This window comes from Paenibacillus sp. FSL F4-0122 (genome assembly GCF_038002845.1).
GTDB lineage: Bacteria > Bacillota > Bacilli > Paenibacillales > Paenibacillaceae > Paenibacillus_AQ > Paenibacillus_AQ odorifer.
Window position 1 is genome coordinate 1,342,476 of sequence record NZ_JBBODI010000001.1, and the last position, 14,939, is coordinate 1,357,414.

The 14,939-nt window shown below is 43.7% G+C and carries 9 protein-coding genes, 15 tRNA genes and 3 rRNA genes; 4 read left to right on the forward strand and 23 right to left on the reverse strand.

The annotated features are described in order from the left end of the window. Window positions 1-2 precede the first annotated feature (2 nt). Together MHH49_RS05675 and MHH49_RS05680 are read right to left on the reverse strand one after the other, a co-directional pair. Window positions 3-1,628, reverse strand: coding sequence for a hypothetical protein (locus MHH49_RS05675; protein ID WP_341137982.1), 1,626 nt, complete (start codon window positions 1,626-1,628; stop codon window positions 3-5). 29 nt (window positions 1,629-1,657) lie between these two features. Next, window positions 1,658-2,362: a copper amine oxidase N-terminal domain-containing protein gene (locus tag MHH49_RS05680; RefSeq protein WP_341137983.1), complete on the reverse strand. Its 705-nt coding sequence runs from the start codon at window positions 2,360-2,362 to the stop codon at window positions 1,658-1,660. 153 nt (window positions 2,363-2,515) lie between these two features. Between MHH49_RS05680 and MHH49_RS05685 the strand changes: the two genes are divergently transcribed. Then, window positions 2,516-2,716 carry a helix-turn-helix transcriptional regulator gene (locus MHH49_RS05685; RefSeq protein WP_341137984.1) on the forward strand — a complete coding sequence of 67 codons (201 nt, stop codon included), beginning with the start codon at window positions 2,516-2,518 and terminating at the stop codon, window positions 2,714-2,716. Window positions 2,717-3,158: 442 nt separating this feature from the next. Beyond that, window positions 3,159-3,347 carry a hypothetical protein gene (locus tag MHH49_RS05690; RefSeq protein WP_341137985.1) on the forward strand — a complete coding sequence of 63 codons (189 nt, stop codon included), beginning with the start codon at window positions 3,159-3,161 and terminating at the stop codon, window positions 3,345-3,347. A 276-nt stretch (window positions 3,348-3,623) separates the two neighbouring features. On the opposite strand, the gene MHH49_RS05695 is transcribed toward MHH49_RS05690, so the two are convergent. The 3 genes from MHH49_RS05695 to MHH49_RS05705 form a co-directional block, all read right to left on the reverse strand. Continuing rightward, a complete protein-coding gene (locus tag MHH49_RS05695; RefSeq protein WP_341137986.1) occupies window positions 3,624-4,316 on the reverse strand; it encodes a helix-turn-helix domain-containing protein in 693 nt (230 codons plus the stop codon). A gap of 565 nt (window positions 4,317-4,881) precedes the next feature. Further along, window positions 4,882-5,235, reverse strand: coding sequence for a hypothetical protein (locus MHH49_RS05700; RefSeq protein ID WP_341137987.1), 354 nt, complete (start codon window positions 5,233-5,235; stop codon window positions 4,882-4,884). A gap of 550 nt (window positions 5,236-5,785) precedes the next feature. Continuing rightward, entirely contained in the window at window positions 5,786-6,391 is a 606-nt protein-coding gene (locus MHH49_RS05705; protein ID WP_341137988.1) for a hypothetical protein, read from the reverse strand. Between the two features lie 229 nt (window positions 6,392-6,620). Here MHH49_RS05705 and MHH49_RS05710 point away from each other — a divergent pair, with 229 nt between their 5' ends. Together MHH49_RS05710 and MHH49_RS05715 are read left to right on the forward strand one after the other, a co-directional pair. Continuing rightward, entirely contained in the window at window positions 6,621-7,049 is a 429-nt protein-coding gene (locus MHH49_RS05710; RefSeq protein WP_341137989.1) for a helix-turn-helix domain-containing protein, read from the forward strand. Continuing rightward, window positions 7,050-8,222, forward strand: coding sequence for a site-specific integrase (locus tag MHH49_RS05715; protein WP_341137990.1), 1,173 nt, complete (start codon window positions 7,050-7,052; stop codon window positions 8,220-8,222). Window positions 8,223-8,304: 82 nt separating this feature from the next. Here MHH49_RS05715 and MHH49_RS05720 read toward each other — a convergent pair. From MHH49_RS05720 to MHH49_RS05805, 18 genes are all read right to left on the reverse strand, one after another. After that, window positions 8,305-8,378 (reverse strand) — tRNA-Gly (locus MHH49_RS05720). Between the two features lie 12 nt (window positions 8,379-8,390). Further along, window positions 8,391-8,464 (reverse strand) — tRNA-Pro (locus MHH49_RS05725). A gap of 32 nt (window positions 8,465-8,496) precedes the next feature. Then, window positions 8,497-8,573: transfer RNA gene (locus MHH49_RS05730), tRNA-Arg, on the reverse strand. Window positions 8,574-8,583: 10 nt separating this feature from the next. Continuing rightward, window positions 8,584-8,658: transfer RNA gene (locus MHH49_RS05735), tRNA-Gly, on the reverse strand. A gap of 7 nt (window positions 8,659-8,665) precedes the next feature. Continuing rightward, a tRNA-Leu gene (locus MHH49_RS05740) sits at window positions 8,666-8,750 on the reverse strand. A 15-nt stretch (window positions 8,751-8,765) separates the two neighbouring features. Further along, a tRNA-Lys gene (locus MHH49_RS05745) sits at window positions 8,766-8,841 on the reverse strand. Window positions 8,842-8,848: 7 nt separating this feature from the next. Continuing rightward, window positions 8,849-8,923 (reverse strand) — tRNA-Gln (locus MHH49_RS05750). 16 nt (window positions 8,924-8,939) lie between these two features. Continuing rightward, window positions 8,940-9,017 (reverse strand) — tRNA-Asp (locus MHH49_RS05755). 25 nt (window positions 9,018-9,042) lie between these two features. Next, window positions 9,043-9,119: transfer RNA gene (locus tag MHH49_RS05760), tRNA-Met, on the reverse strand. Window positions 9,120-9,190: 71 nt separating this feature from the next. Further along, window positions 9,191-9,267 (reverse strand) — tRNA-Met (locus MHH49_RS05765). Between the two features lie 15 nt (window positions 9,268-9,282). After that, window positions 9,283-9,358: transfer RNA gene (locus tag MHH49_RS05770), tRNA-Val, on the reverse strand. A gap of 6 nt (window positions 9,359-9,364) precedes the next feature. Further along, window positions 9,365-9,436 (reverse strand) — tRNA-Glu (locus tag MHH49_RS05775). A 16-nt stretch (window positions 9,437-9,452) separates the two neighbouring features. Then, window positions 9,453-9,545, reverse strand: a tRNA-Ser gene (locus tag MHH49_RS05780). A gap of 5 nt (window positions 9,546-9,550) precedes the next feature. Then, a tRNA-Asn gene (locus MHH49_RS05785) sits at window positions 9,551-9,626 on the reverse strand. Window positions 9,627-9,629: 3 nt separating this feature from the next. Further along, window positions 9,630-9,706: transfer RNA gene (locus MHH49_RS05790), tRNA-Ile, on the reverse strand. 57 nt (window positions 9,707-9,763) lie between these two features. Beyond that, window positions 9,764-9,880: ribosomal RNA gene (gene rrf, locus MHH49_RS05795) — 5S ribosomal RNA — on the reverse strand. Between the two features lie 145 nt (window positions 9,881-10,025). Beyond that, window positions 10,026-12,952 (reverse strand): 23S ribosomal RNA (locus tag MHH49_RS05800). Window positions 12,953-13,184: 232 nt separating this feature from the next. Next, window positions 13,185-14,742 (reverse strand): 16S ribosomal RNA (locus MHH49_RS05805). The 16S, 23S and 5S rRNA genes sit together here with 15 tRNA genes alongside, the layout of an rRNA operon. Window positions 14,743-14,939 lie beyond the last annotated feature (197 nt).

A 14,939-nucleotide genomic window follows, 5' to 3' on the forward strand; every position in this document is an offset into this window, starting at 1 on the left:
TACTACGCTCTTCTGACTAAGGCTACTTTGAGATTTAAAATACGCTTAAGTTCGTCTAACGGAACATACACTCGATTTTTAAATCGGATTATCGTATTAGATTGAATTGACTCTGTTACATCACCTTTACTTATTTTTATGTTTTCTCCCTCTTCAGCTATTGTCGCTGCAACACCTTTGGTGAAATCATCCAAAGGCACATACCAAACACCCGACCAAGATAAAAATGGTCCCTGTCCACTCATCTTTAATTCGTTCCCATCAAGGACAAGTTTCCGGCTAACCTCTGGAGACAACAAATTCTCATTGTTTGCCCCATACCTTTTAGCACTCAAACTCGATTCACTTGAATCCTCCTTGACATATATACCAGTGGATATATTCAAATACCCCGTTTTTACTTGATTATTATTGTGAACATTTACACGAACAAGTTCATCACCATAATCCCACTCATACCTAACCAATCCTTTCTCATACGCTGGAAGTTTATGAATTACTTTCGCTGTAACCGTATCAATTATCAACGTGTCATATTTCCCAGTATTTATTCCGGTCTTTGCATTAAATTCATTCTGTGTGATAATCAGGTATTTTTTGTTAGGAGAAAATGAAGTATCCGGCTTGACCCCCGGACGCGTGTAAAGTGTATAGTCCTTACCGTTAGTAGTGTATCCAACGGCATTAGTCCCCATTTTTGTATCATAAAATCGAGAATATCTTATATTTCCAACTTTATAAGTGAACGGACTGCCGAAGTAAATATATCTCCACCTTTCAACTTCTATAGAAATATCAGGGGTTTCTTCAAACTCTGTTTTCGTTCCTTCATGAGACAACTCATATCCTTGTTCTGAATAATAATCTTGGCCAATCTTATAAGTTTCGAACTCCCTTTGCACGTGGCCTGTTTTCCCTTTAAAACTAAGCCAATAAGCAGAATGCTGTCGGGTAGGTTTGATAGAACTCTTGTTAATCATCCCGATAATCAAATGATCCGACTTAGGGAGTGGAATAATGTACTTATTTCGATTATTTTCCCGAATCCCTTCACCTCTCACATAATTAACCTTTGTCAAAAGCTTATTGTCAGGCAATGTATAGATCTCGATGTCATTCTCACGATGAGGCTTGGTATTCAAATTGTCTCTATCTAAACTGATAGAATAACCTTTAAAGTTAGGATACAGATAGATTACTATTGGTTTATATTTAGCTTTGACCTGCTTGATAATTTGTAGCTTTTTGGAACTTAAATCAAATTCATATAGCCTTGCGAAGTTCCCCGCTGTTATGGGTACCAGATCATCTGTAACACTCCAATAAGCTTTATTATTTATGATTGCGTGCTCCTCATATCCGGAAAACCCCTTCCCCTTTGAGGCGTTTTTAATCGCCAATTCCGGATATTTGTATTCTTCCTTTATTAGAGAATTATCAGTATAATCAAAAACACTGATGTTCACGGTTGGAATAAGACTTCCATTAATATCGTCATTATCATAACTAAATTCGACTTCAGTTCTTAATTGCTTTGATTCCGCTGCAAATCCTAAATTATTCTTTCCTATTGCTGTTAGGATCATAAGAATCATCAGAACCATTAAAGTTCGTATAAAGTGTCTCATCTTACATAGAACCCTCCTTGAATTAGAGCTTAACGTATTTTCAAATACGTTGTTGCCGCATCACGAATGAATGAATTATAAAATTTCTCATTAGTCTTTGGGTCAAGAATAGTAATAACTACTTTTCCATCAATAAGTTCAATCTTAACCTTATAGGTTACATCATCGGAGATAAAATGAAGAGTAGTCTCCGCAATCCCGTTACTATTCACCTTGAACTCATTTGTTTCCCAATCTCGCTGGGTTGTACCCAACCACTCTTCTTTACCGTTACGCAGGTCAAAAGTAGCAACGTCACGATAAGAATTAGAAAGCTGAATGGTATTACTACCAATAACCTCTAAATCAAAGCCAGTTTCTATTTCAGTTTTAATTTTTTTGTCCACATCTATCTTTCCTACTTCTGTTCTCCAAGTGCCTATGTAATTAGATGCATCAAATTCCGAATTAGTTGTACACGTTGTTTGTTTACTATTAATAGTTATAATCTGAGTCTTTGCATCCCATCCCACTTCAGCACCTAGATTATCAGAAATATATCTAAGTGGAACATAGGTGGTTCCGTTATAGGTGAAAGGCTCTTGCTTAGGCATTTTAGATACATTGTTTATTTTTATATCCTCAATCCCAAAAATCACTCCAATTGTCTTTGTTGAAGCAGCCGCCGCAACTCCAATTGTACCGAATACCATTGCCCCAGCTATAAAACCTAAAGTAAACTTGAATTTACTCATTCTAATCTCTCCTTTTGAATAATAATTAGTAGTTATTTTTGTAATAATAAAGAGAATTATCTCTGTTACGATATATAATACACGATATATGTATCGTTATAAAGATATTATTTATTCGATAACATAGGGGTAAAGTAGTTAGGAGCATTCCCCTTGAAATTAAGCGTAGCAAGAAACAATAAAAATATAACTCAAGAGGATTTTTCTCATTCTATTGATGTTTCATTGAGATATTACCAACGCTTAGAAACTGGAAAATCCATTCCAAGTGTGAAAATCGCACTCCGCATATGTACAAAACTAGAAGTCAGCCCATTTGATATTGATGAATGGCAAGATGAGCCAAATAAATAATGTAAACCGTCAAGCTTCTAGCTGGCGGTTTTTTTTATTATTTCTTTCAGTGTATTTGACAATACCTATTATCTCCACGGACTATAAGTAACATATTTCCACAAAATTTGACAAAGTCTATAACTATTGAATCATGTAGCCGATGTACTAAGGACGATTATCGATAATCATTTGGGGATGATCTTGAGCATTCGGGCTGATTTGGAATAAGTATATTTGAGCTTCGTGCAGGTAGGGGGTATCACAGGAGCTGTTAGCTAATCGTGCAGGGATGGATCGGTCCTATATTGCGGTGTTGATTGTGGGGATTGGAAAATTAGCATTGTAAACATTGAGAAGATTCCCCGGAAGCAGTCGAACGCGCCGTCCTGTTCCAGCAGAAGATTTTCTCCCGCGTCAAGCAATCTGTCGTCCTGTGCAACTCCGAGTTATGGTGCATCAAATGAATGTTGTAACACTAACCAGCGGGATACGCGACAAGGCCACTGACCTGTACGGGAATGACAGAGACATGACCGGGAATGCCTATCTGTTAATTGATATTCACGGAAATAAACTCATTAAAGTTGCCAACCGCCAGGAGCTGACTAGCGGTTCCTTTTTTGTCTTTAATCCACTTTCGGCGGAATAAGTATTGCCATATTATGAGTATATTCACTGTTATAGTGTTGCCTTATCATCCGTTTATACATATTCAGGTGAGGCAGAATACAGGGCAACTATTAAAACACATATTTTTGAAATAAGTACTATCGATTAAATATCGCTTTATCATCAAAATGAAAAAAGTAGGTAATGGGAGAGTTTTTATTATTTTTGAATTAAAGAAGAGCTATCGGGTTAGTTAGTATCTTATATAGGTGAAGTTTGGGTAGGCAGAAAATAAACCTATGCAATCACGGAAGGGTTATTGCATAGGTTTAATTAATTCATTTCCGTTAACATCTAATAATTCGTAAGCTTGATCTAACATTTCCTTATCCCTGTCGTACAAAGGCGTAGTTTTATGCCATACCCCACTTCTGGTTGTCATATAATTCAGTTGATGTACCATGAATTCAGAATTACATAATACTATAGCCTTTTTGCTGCACGCTATTACGCTCTGTTGAAGCAATACCGCCTTCTCAATTACTTCAGGAAAAAAAACAACTGGCCCCCCGTCCCCTGCTTTCATGTTTCTATGATCAACGAAAACACTTAATTCTCCCTCCGCAAAATTAGAGACAATACCTTTCCATATTTTAGATACATAATCCACGTTTGCACCGGTTACTACTCCTTGTATCTGAATAGTAAGTAACTTTCGGTCACAGTCCAAATGATACTTAAATCGTTCGGAAATCGGGACTTCAACATTTTTCTTTAAAAAAATAGGATTGCTGGAAAACCGCTCACTTGAAAACAAGTATTTCATTGGGACGCTCAGCGCGTCTGCAATCTTTTCAATATTAACTAAGCTGATGTTACGCATACCACGTTCCACTCCACTTATATATGTTCGATCTAGTTCGGAACGATGCGCCAGCAGTTCTTGCGAGATTCCGCTACGCACACGCAGTTCCTTAACCCTATTTCCGAACTCGGCAAGTATATCCATAAAACAACCTCCAAAAAATCCTCTTCTATAAATAGCTTTCATTCAATGATATATTCTTGAAATACTTGGGACAATAAGGGGGAATACATTTATTCACAATTAATTACGATGAAATATTTGGAGGATTGATCAAACTCTTCGATACTGTTGAAAGTGCACACACTTACCTCGATGATTCAGTACATTATTAAAATAAAATTCATAGATGTAAGCCAAATTCAAATCGAATATACGAACCTACAACCTCGAAGCCTTACCATTTCCTCTATGCTAAATATCGGATAGTTAGGATGAAAGTTGTAGGTTTTTGTCGATGTGACTTATAGTCCGTGGAAATAAGAGATAGTGATATCCTATAGTTGAGTACAGAGATCAAACTATTGGACTTGTGGGATATGAGATAAAGCAACTCACATTTAGGAAAAGATAAATACATGATCGGACAGGCTTACCAATTAATTAATATCTACGGAAATGTACTCACTAAGGCTGTAAAATAAAACCGCCAGGAGCTAATCGGCGGTTTTATTTCTGTATATAAACTAATTTTCGTCAGATTAAGATATCAGTTACTCAGATATTCGTCAGCCTCAGCGTAAGATTCAAAGTAGGCAACAAAATCACCAAACATACGTTTCATCTGCATTTTGAAGACTGGAGAATCGGTAATGTAAGCCCATTTTTTCGTGGTAGAAAATCCAGCTTTAATTGCAAGCTCATTAGTTGGACTCAATTTCTTAACCACTTCTTGGGTCAGCACGCGGCATCCCGTAAGATCGGTTAGTCCTGTAAAACCTGGGCGTACTTGTTTAAGAATTTCCGTAAGCTCGCTGATGTAGGGTGCTACATCCTCCATAGCCATTCTATCCCCTACGAAGTGGACCCGGTTCTTTTTAGCATCATATCCAAGAGTAAACATAATTAATTCCTCCTAATACTTTCATGTCATGGTTGTATTGATTACACTGCAATAATGGGAATTGAAGTAACTACTACTGAATATAAGTATATATACTTTGTTAAGAATCTCCACGGACTATAAGTAACATATTTCCGCAAAATGTGACAAAATCTATGACTAATATGGAATGCACTAAATGTCTATATTGAGTATTTATTTGCAATTGAAAGATTTATATAAAATACAATATATCTATAAATTAAAACCGCCGTATTCTAATCAGCGGTTATTTTCTGCTAAAGGCTACATTTAAGGTCAAAAATAGTATTGGCGAATTATAAGGATATACACTGTTATTGTATATCCTTATTATCCGTTTATTCATGATCAGCTAAGGCTATAAAACAGAGCAACTATTAAAATAACATATTTTTGAAACAAGAACTATCGTTTAAATATCGGTTTATTATCAAAATGGAATAAAGTAGGTAAAGGCAGGATCTTTACTATAGATGAATTCAAGAGGAGATATCGGGTTAGTGAGTATCTGATATAGCTGAGGTTTAGACTAAATATCTATCGTTTGAAGCAGCACAGTGAAGTGACAACCGTTCGTGTTCACGTAGCGCTGTAACTCTGCTGCACGATTTTCTGACAATGCGATAATGTCCAGTGGTGCATTGATCGTAGCTACTTTGACAACTTCCTCAATTCGTTGAAATGTATTGGCTATGTGTACATTAGGATTGTCCACGATTAACGCTCTAGGAGTTTCGCCTTTACTCACAGCATCCAGCGGCTTCGTCGAAGACTGTACCTCTAGTCCCAGCGTCTCAATAAATCCGTTTTGCTCTATCGCCCAAGCCACCCGCGCCAAGTCGCTTTGTAGAAAGCTCCTTCCTCTTATGGTAACACCCTGCATCATCAATTCATCAACCCCACGCTGTGTAAGTCTAAAAATCTTCCTTTTGTGACGATCAACCACAGGCTCGATATATCCCCACTCACTTAACACTCTTGTCCGCTGGTAAATTGTGTTCTTAGGTCGCGGCTCCAATAGAAGGTTGCTTATACCAGTTACGGAGATGTGTCCATAATGTCCTATTATCTGCATTAGTAAATGGTCAACCGTCAATAGATATCGTTTTATGCTTGTAGCAGCTTTCTCTGACATATTGAGTATCCTCCTTTATGCTTTGAACTAAGTTTAGTTGATCGACTTGTTTCATCGTAATTAAGATTATTTAACGTTGGCATATTTCAAATCCCCATTCAAATTTATAACTATTGCTCCTTTCTATAAAAGAAGTATACGAGATTTATTATTCAATAGCAAATATTTTTAATGTTGCTATTGAATAATAAATGTGATAAATTAATTTCATAGAACGGAGGTGAACAAAATGGAGGTAAAAGAATTCGGTGAACACCTTAGAAAATTAAGAAAAGCTGCAAATCTTACTTTGCAAAATCTAAGCACTTTATCCGGTGTTAGCCACCCTTATTTAAGTCAGATCGAAAATGGAGTTAAACCTCGTCCCCCGTCACCTGACATCCTTAATAAACTTGCTCCTTATTTGGGTGTCAATCATCTTGATTTAATGTATGACGCAGGACACTTGCCTTTTCATGATCCTAATCATTCTGAAGAAGTCGAAACTACTCCCTTAGCTTACGGGCTGGACATACTAACTAAGCTGGATGATATTGAAAAGTATTTAGTTTACGATTTCATAAAATATAAAGGCATCTTACTTTCTAAAGAAGACAAAGAAAAACTGCTTGACTACCTTGATTACTACTTTTATCAAAAACAAAAAGGCGGGAAATAAATGCCATCTATCGAGAAGCGGGGAGAAGGATATCGTTTAGTGGTTGAGGCGGGATATGATTCTAAAGGTAAGCGTTTAAAACGCTATAAGACTATCCGCATTAATCAAAAAATGACTCCAAAAAAATTGAAGGATCATCTTCAAAAGGAATTATTATCTTTTCAAGGTGAAATTGAGAACGGAACATATATTGCGCCTTCCCGACTAACCTTTGAGATATTTGCCGTTAATGAGTGGTCACCAAAGTATGCGGAGAAAAGATTTAGTCCTCTCACATTCCATACGTACAATTATCATCTACAAAAATCTATCTATCCGGCATTCGGTCATAGGTACTTGCATGAAATTAAAACGATGCACATCGTTTCTTTTCTAAATGATTTAGAAAAAAAAGGAACATTAAGCGGGGGAACATTGCTGTACATTTATAAAGTTCTAAAATCAGTATTTAATAAGGCATTGGATTGGAAGTTGATACCTTTCAATCCTATGCTAGGCGTAGATCGTCCAAAAGCGGATAGAAAAAAAATGAAGTTTTATGATGAAGAGGATGCGCAAGCGGTAATAGCAGCACTAGACCTTGAACCCACTAAATGGAGGTTAAATTTCTTAGGGGCTATGTTAGGTGGCTTTCGTCGAGGAGAACTTATTGCATTGGAATGGCCAGAGATAAATTTCGAATTGAACACAATTCAAGTCATAAAGTCAATCTCCTTAACCAAAGATGGGGTGGCTCAAGAAAAACGGCCAAAAACTGAAATGTCAGAACGTGAAGTTGATATGCCAGATTGGTATATGGAAGAATTGCGAAGGTTCTACGATGAATGGAATGTAGAAAAAGAATTATTAGGCTCAGAATGGCAAGGCGGTGAACATCAATATGTGTTTCATAATGGTACTGGAAAACCTTATTACCATAACACACCGTCAATGACTTGGCGACGCTTCATTAAGCGACATAAGCTTCCAGAAGTTCGCCTGCACGATTTAAGGCACACAGCAGCCACATTATTAATTGAGTCTGAGACAGACCTTAAAACGGTCCAGGAGCGTCTTGGACACACCAAGTATTCAACAACGGCTGACTTATACGCTCATGTGACTAAAAAAATGAAAAAAACTGTTTCTGATCGGTTAGAGAAATTTCGTCCCCATAGCGTCCCCATTAAATAATTTCGCTTTACCCCCCCAATGTTTTGCCTCTGGTTAAACAAAAAAAACCCTTGATATACAAAGGTTTTGGCTTAAAAAGTTATGGAGCGGGTGATGGGAATCGAACCCACGCTATCAGCTTGGAAGGCTGAAGTTCTACCATTGAACTACACCCGCAAAGGTATAAAATCGGGATGACACGATTTGAACATGCGACCCCCTGGTCCCAAACCAGGTGCTCTACCAAGCTGAGCTACATCCCGTTAACAATACTATAACTGCTTAGTAATAAAAATGGCGCGCCCTGAGAGATTCGAACTCCCGGCCTTTTGATTCGTAGTCAAACGCTCTATCCAGCTGAGCTAAGGGCGCAAAATCTATATGGAGCGGACGACGGGAATCGAACCCGCGACCCTCGCCTTGGCAAGGCGATGCTCTACCGCTGAGCCACGTCCGCAAAAACATGGTGCGCGTGAAGGGACTCGAACCCCCACGTCGTGAAACGCCAGATCCTAAGTCTGGTGCGTCTGCCAATTCCGCCACACGCGCACACTTTAAAGAAAATGGTGAGCCATGAAGGACTCGAACCTTCGACACCCTGATTAAAAGTCAGGTGCTCTACCAACTGAGCTAATGGCTCTCATAAATGGCTGGGGATATAGGATTTGAACCTATGCATGACGGAGTCAAAGTCCGTTGCCTTACCGCTTGGCTAATCCCCAATAATAATTAACTAAATGGCGGAACCGACGGGATTCGAACCCGCGATCTCCTGCGTGACAGGCAGGCATGTTAGGCCAACTACACCACGGTTCCATAGACATAATGCATAAGTGTAAATTGGTTGCGGGGGCAGGATTTGAACCTGCGGCCTTCGGGTTATGAGCCCGACGAGCTACCGGGCTGCTCCACCCCGCGTCATTAATAAGTATATACTATTCATTTTCACCATACCAGCTTATCCCTAAACATAATGTATAAGAGTAAATTGGTTGCGGGGGCAGGACTTGAACCTGCGACCTTCGGGTTATGAGCCCGACGAGCTACCGGGCTGCTCCACCCCGCGTCAGTGAAAATAATATGGTGGAGGCTGAGGGGATCGAACCCCCGACCCTCTGCTTGTAAGGCAGATGCTCTCCCAGCTGAGCTAAGCCTCCATGATATGACCCGTATGGGATTCGAACCCATGTTACCTCCGTGAAAGGGAGGTGTCTTAACCCCTTGACCAACGGGCCATGCTAATAATTTTTATGGCGGAGAGAGAGGGATTCGAACCCTCGAGACGCTTGTGGCGCCTACACGATTTCCAATCGTGCTCCTTCGGCCAAACTCGGACACCTCTCCATAAATGGCTCCCCGAACAGGACTCGAACCTGTGACAACTCGATTAACAGTCGAGTGCTCTACCAACTGAGCTATCAGGGAATATGGTGGGCCTTAGTGGACTCGAACCACCGACCTCACCCTTATCAGGGGTGCGCTCTAACCAGCTGAGCTAAAGGCCCTTCTAAGACATATTAATATTAAGGGCAAAAAAAATACCACGGGTAATGTGGTTGTCCGCTTGGCGGCGTCCTACTCTCCCAGGACCCTTCGGTCCAAGTACCATCGGCGCTGGAGGGCTTAACGGTCGTGTTCGGGATGGGTACGTGTGGAACCCCTCCGCTATCGCCACCAAACGGGCATTTACAGCGTAAATGCTCAGGCTTAATCGCCTGAAAACTGAATCCGAATTGAATTTGCGTCGCCCGTCATCTCTTCGGGGCCCCCGGAAAGTATTCGGAATTAGCTTCGCAGCCTTTTCTTCACTTTTTGGGGTATTTTTAGGATAAGCCCTCGACCGATTAGTATTGGTCAGCTCCATGCATTGCTGCACTTCCACCTCCAACCTATCTACCTCGTCGTCTTCAAGGGGTCTTACTAATTGGGAAATCTCATCTTGAGGGGGGCTTCACGCTTAGATGCTTTCAGCGCTTATCCCGTCCGTACGTAGCTACCCAGCCATGCTCCTGGCGGAACAACTGGTGCACCAGCGGTACGTCCATCCCGGTCCTCTCGTACTAAGGACAGCTCCTCTCAAATTTCCTGCGCCCACGACAGATAGGGACCGAACTGTCTCACGACGTTCTGAACCCAGCTCGCGTACCGCTTTAATGGGCGAACAGCCCAACCCTTGGGACCTACTTCAGCCCCAGGATGCGATGAGCCGACATCGAGGTGCCAAACCTCCCCGTCGATGTGGACTCTTGGGGGAGATAAGCCTGTTATCCCCAGGGTAGCTTTTATCCGTTGAGCGATGGCCCTTCCATGCGGTACCACCGGATCACTAAGTCCGACTTTCGTCCCTGCTCGACTTGTAGGTCTCGCAGTCAAGCTCCCTTATGCCTTTGCACTCTGCGAATGATTTCCAACCATTCTGAGGGAACCTTGGAACGCCTCCGTTACTCTTTAGGAGGCGACCGCCCCAGTCAAACTGCCCGCCTGACACGGTCCCCGTACCCGGTAAGGGTACTAGGTTAGAACCTAGATACGATCAGGGTGGTATCCCAACGGCGCCTCCACCGAAGCTTGCGCTCCGATTTCTACGGCTCCCACCTATCCTGTACAGATCGTACCCAAATTCAATATCAAGCTGCAGTAAAGCTCCATGGGGTCTTTCCGTCTTGTCGCGGGTAACCTGCATCTTCACAGGTATTAAAATTTCACCGGATCTCTCGTTGAGACAGCGCCCAAGTCGTTACGCCATTCGTGCGGGTCAGAATTTACCTGACAAGGAATTTCGCTACCTTAGGACCGTTATAGTTACGGCCGCCGTTTACTGGGGCTTCGGTTCATAGCTTCGGGTTACCCCTAACCACTCCCCTTAACCTTCCAGCACCGGGCAGGCGTCAGCCCGTATACTTCGCCTTGCGGCTTCGCACAGACCTGTGTTTTTGCTAAACAGTCGCTTGGGCCTTTTCACTGCGGCCCCCTCGTGCTATTCACACTACCGGGGCACCCCTTCTCCCGAAGTTACGGGGTCATTTTGCCGAGTTCCTTAACGAGAGTTCTTCCGCGCGCCTTAGAATTCTCTTCTCGCCTACCTGTGTCGGTTTGCGGTACGGGCACCTTCTCCTGGCTAGAGGCTTTTCTTGGCAGTGTGAGATCATGACCTTCGCTACTATAATTTTCGCTCCCCATCACAGCCTAGCCTTAATGATGTGCGGATTTGCCTACACATCAGCCTCACTGCTTAGACGGACATCCATCAGTCCGCGTCACTACCCTCCTGCGTCACCCCATCGCTCATAGCGGATTACGGTGGTACAGTAATTTCAAACTGTTGTCCTTCGACTACGCCTTTCGGCCTCGCCTTAGGTCCCGACTTACCCTGAGCGGACGAGCCTTCCTCAGGAAACCTTGGGCTTTCGGCGGATCAGATTCTCACTGATCTTTTCGTTACTCATACCGGCATTCTCACTTGTGTAGTGTCCAGCGCTCTTTTCAGTACACCTTCAACCCCTACACAACGCTCCCCTACCCCAGATACATACGTATCTAGCCATAGCTTCGGTGGTGTGTTTAGCCCCGTTACATTTTCGGCGCAGAGTCACTCGACCAGTGAGCTATTACGCACTCTTTCAATGGTGGCTGCTTCTAAGCCAACATCCTGGTTGTCTGTGCAACTCCACATCCTTTCCCACTTAACACACACTTGGGGACCTTAGCTGATGGTCTGGGCTGTTTCCCTTTTGACAATGGATCTTAGCACTCACTGTCTGACTCCCGGCAATAAGTATATGGCATTCGGAGTTTGACTGAGCTTGGTAATCCTTGCGGACCCCGCACCCAATCAGTGCTCTACCTCCACTACTCTTATACCGAGGCTAGCCCTAAAGCTATTTCGGGGAGAACCAGCTATCTCCGAGTTCGATTGGAATTTCTCCGCTACCCCCACCTCATCCCCGCACTTTTCAACGTACGTGGGTTCGGGCCTCCAGTGCGTGTTACCGCACCTTCACCCTGGACAGGGGTAGATCACACGGTTTCGGGTCTACGTCCACATACTCAATCGCCCTATTCAGACTCGCTTTCGCTGCGGCTCCACCTTCTCGGCTTAACCTTGCATGTTAAACGTAACTCGCCGGTTCATTCTACAAAAGGCACGCCATCACCCATAGATCGGGCTCTGACTTTTTGTAAGCACACGGTTTCAGGTTCTATTTCACTCCCCTTCCGGGGTGCTTTTCACCTTTCCCTCACGGTACTGTTTCACTATCGGTCGCCAGGTAGTATTTAGCCTTAGCAGATGGTCCTGCTGGATTCATACGGGGTTTCACGTGCCCCGCACTACTCGGGATCCGTCTCGGAGAGAATACAGTTTAGGTTACAGGGCTTTTACCTCTATCGCGGGCCTTTCCAGACCTCTTCACCTACCATATTCCTTTGTAACTCCATGTGAGACGTCCCACAACCCCAAGAGGCAAGCCCCTTGGTTTAGGCTGTTCCGCGTTCGCTCGCCGCTACTGACGGAATCACTATTGTTTTCTCTTCCTCAGGGTACTTAGATGTTTCAGTTCCCCTGGTCTGCCTCTACACACCCTATGTATTCAGGTATGAGTAACTGCGAATTACCACAGCTGGGTTTCCCCATTCGGACACCCCCGGATCAAAGCTTGCTTACAGCTCCCCGAGGCAGTTTCGTTGTTCGCCACGTCCTTCGTCGGCTCCTGGCGCCTAGGCATCCTCCGTGTGCTCTTATTAGCTTAACCTTGATTCTTCCGAAGAAAAATCTCACTAATAACATTTACTTGTTTGCACAAGTTGCTAAAAGATGTTCTAAAACGCAAATTCGTTTCGGTATCCAGTTTTCAAGGATCAAGTCTTACTTGAGAGCTTAAACTCTCAAAACTGAGCAACGAGTGAGTAACAGGCCTAAACCTGAGTTGTGGAAGCTGAGCTTCCGATTTGAATGTTCTCATTGCAGAGAACGATTCTCCATAGAAAGGAGGTGATCCAGCCGCACCTTCCGATACGGCTACCTTGTTACGACTTCACCCCAATCATCTACCCCACCTTCGGCGGCTGGCTCCCTTGCGGGTTACCCCACCGACTTCGGGTGTTGTAAACTCTCGTGGTGTGACGGGCGGTGTGTACAAGACCCGGGAACGTATTCACCGCGGCATGCTGATCCGCGATTACTAGCAATTCCGACTTCATGCAGGCGAGTTGCAGCCTGCAATCCGAACTGAGACCGGCTTTGATGGGATTGGCTCCACCTCGCGGCTTCGCTTCCCGTTGTACCGGCCATTGTAGTACGTGTGTAGCCCAGGTCATAAGGGGCATGATGATTTGACGTCATCCCCACCTTCCTCCGGTTTGTCACCGGCAGTCACTCTAGAGTGCCCAGCATTACCTGCTGGCAACTAAAGTTAAGGGTTGCGCTCGTTGCGGGACTTAACCCAACATCTCACGACACGAGCTGACGACAACCATGCACCACCTGTCTCCTCTGTCCCGAAGGCCGCTGCTATCTCTAGCAGATTCAGAGGGATGTCAAGACCTGGTAAGGTTCTTCGCGTTGCTTCGAATTAAACCACATACTCCACTGCTTGTGCGGGTCCCCGTCAATTCCTTTGAGTTTCAGTCTTGCGACCGTACTCCCCAGGCGGAGTGCTTACTGTGTTAACTTCGGCACCAAGGGTATCGAAACCCCTAACACCTAGCACTCATCGTTTACGGCGTGGACTACCAGGGTATCTAATCCTGTTTGCTCCCCACGCTTTCGCGCCTCAGCGTCAGTTACAGCCCAGAAAGTCGCCTTCGCCACTGGTGTTCCTCCACATATCTACGCATTTCACCGCTACACGTGGAATTCCACTTTCCTCTTCTGTACTCAAGCCACCCAGTTTCCAGTGCGACCTCAGGTTGAGCCCAAGGTTTAAACACCAGACTTAAATAGCCGCCTGCGCGCGCTTTACGCCCAATAATTCCGGACAACGCTTGCCCCCTACGTATTACCGCGGCTGCTGGCACGTAGTTAGCCGGGGCTTTCTTCTCAGGTACCGTCACTCCGGTAGCAGTTACTCTACCGGACGTTCTTCCCTGGCAACAGAGCTTTACGATCCGAAAACCTTCATCACTCACGCGGCGTTGCTCCGTCAGGCTTTCGCCCATTGCGGAAGATTCCCTACTGCTGCCTCCCGTAGGAGTCTGGGCCGTGTCTCAGTCCCAGTGTGGCCGTTCACCCTCTCAGGTCGGCTACGCATCGTCGCCTTGGTGGGCCGTTACCCCACCAACTAGCTAATGCGCCGCAGGCCCATCCCTCAGTGACAGATTGCTCCGTCTTTCATTCTTCTCTCAGGAGAAAAAAGAAATTATCCGGTATTAGCTACCGTTTCCGGTAGTTATCCCAGTCTGAAGGGCAGGTTGCCTACGTGTTACTCACCCGTCCGCCGCTAAGTTATTTTGAAAGCAAGCTTTCAAAATAACTCCGCTCGACTTGCATGTATTAGGCACGCCGCCAGCGTTCGTCCTGAGCCAGGATCAAACTCTCCAATTAGTATTGAAAAGAGCGATATGCTCATTTTGAAACATCTGACGAGAAAATTAATTCTCTAATTTTGGATATCACTTACGTGATTTCCTACTCACTCGTTGTTCAGTTTTCAAAGATCAAGTTCTCGTTGGCGCCGTTTAATGTCTCAGCAGCAACTCTTATACTATATCATGTTCGGCTATTTAATGTCAAGCTCTTTT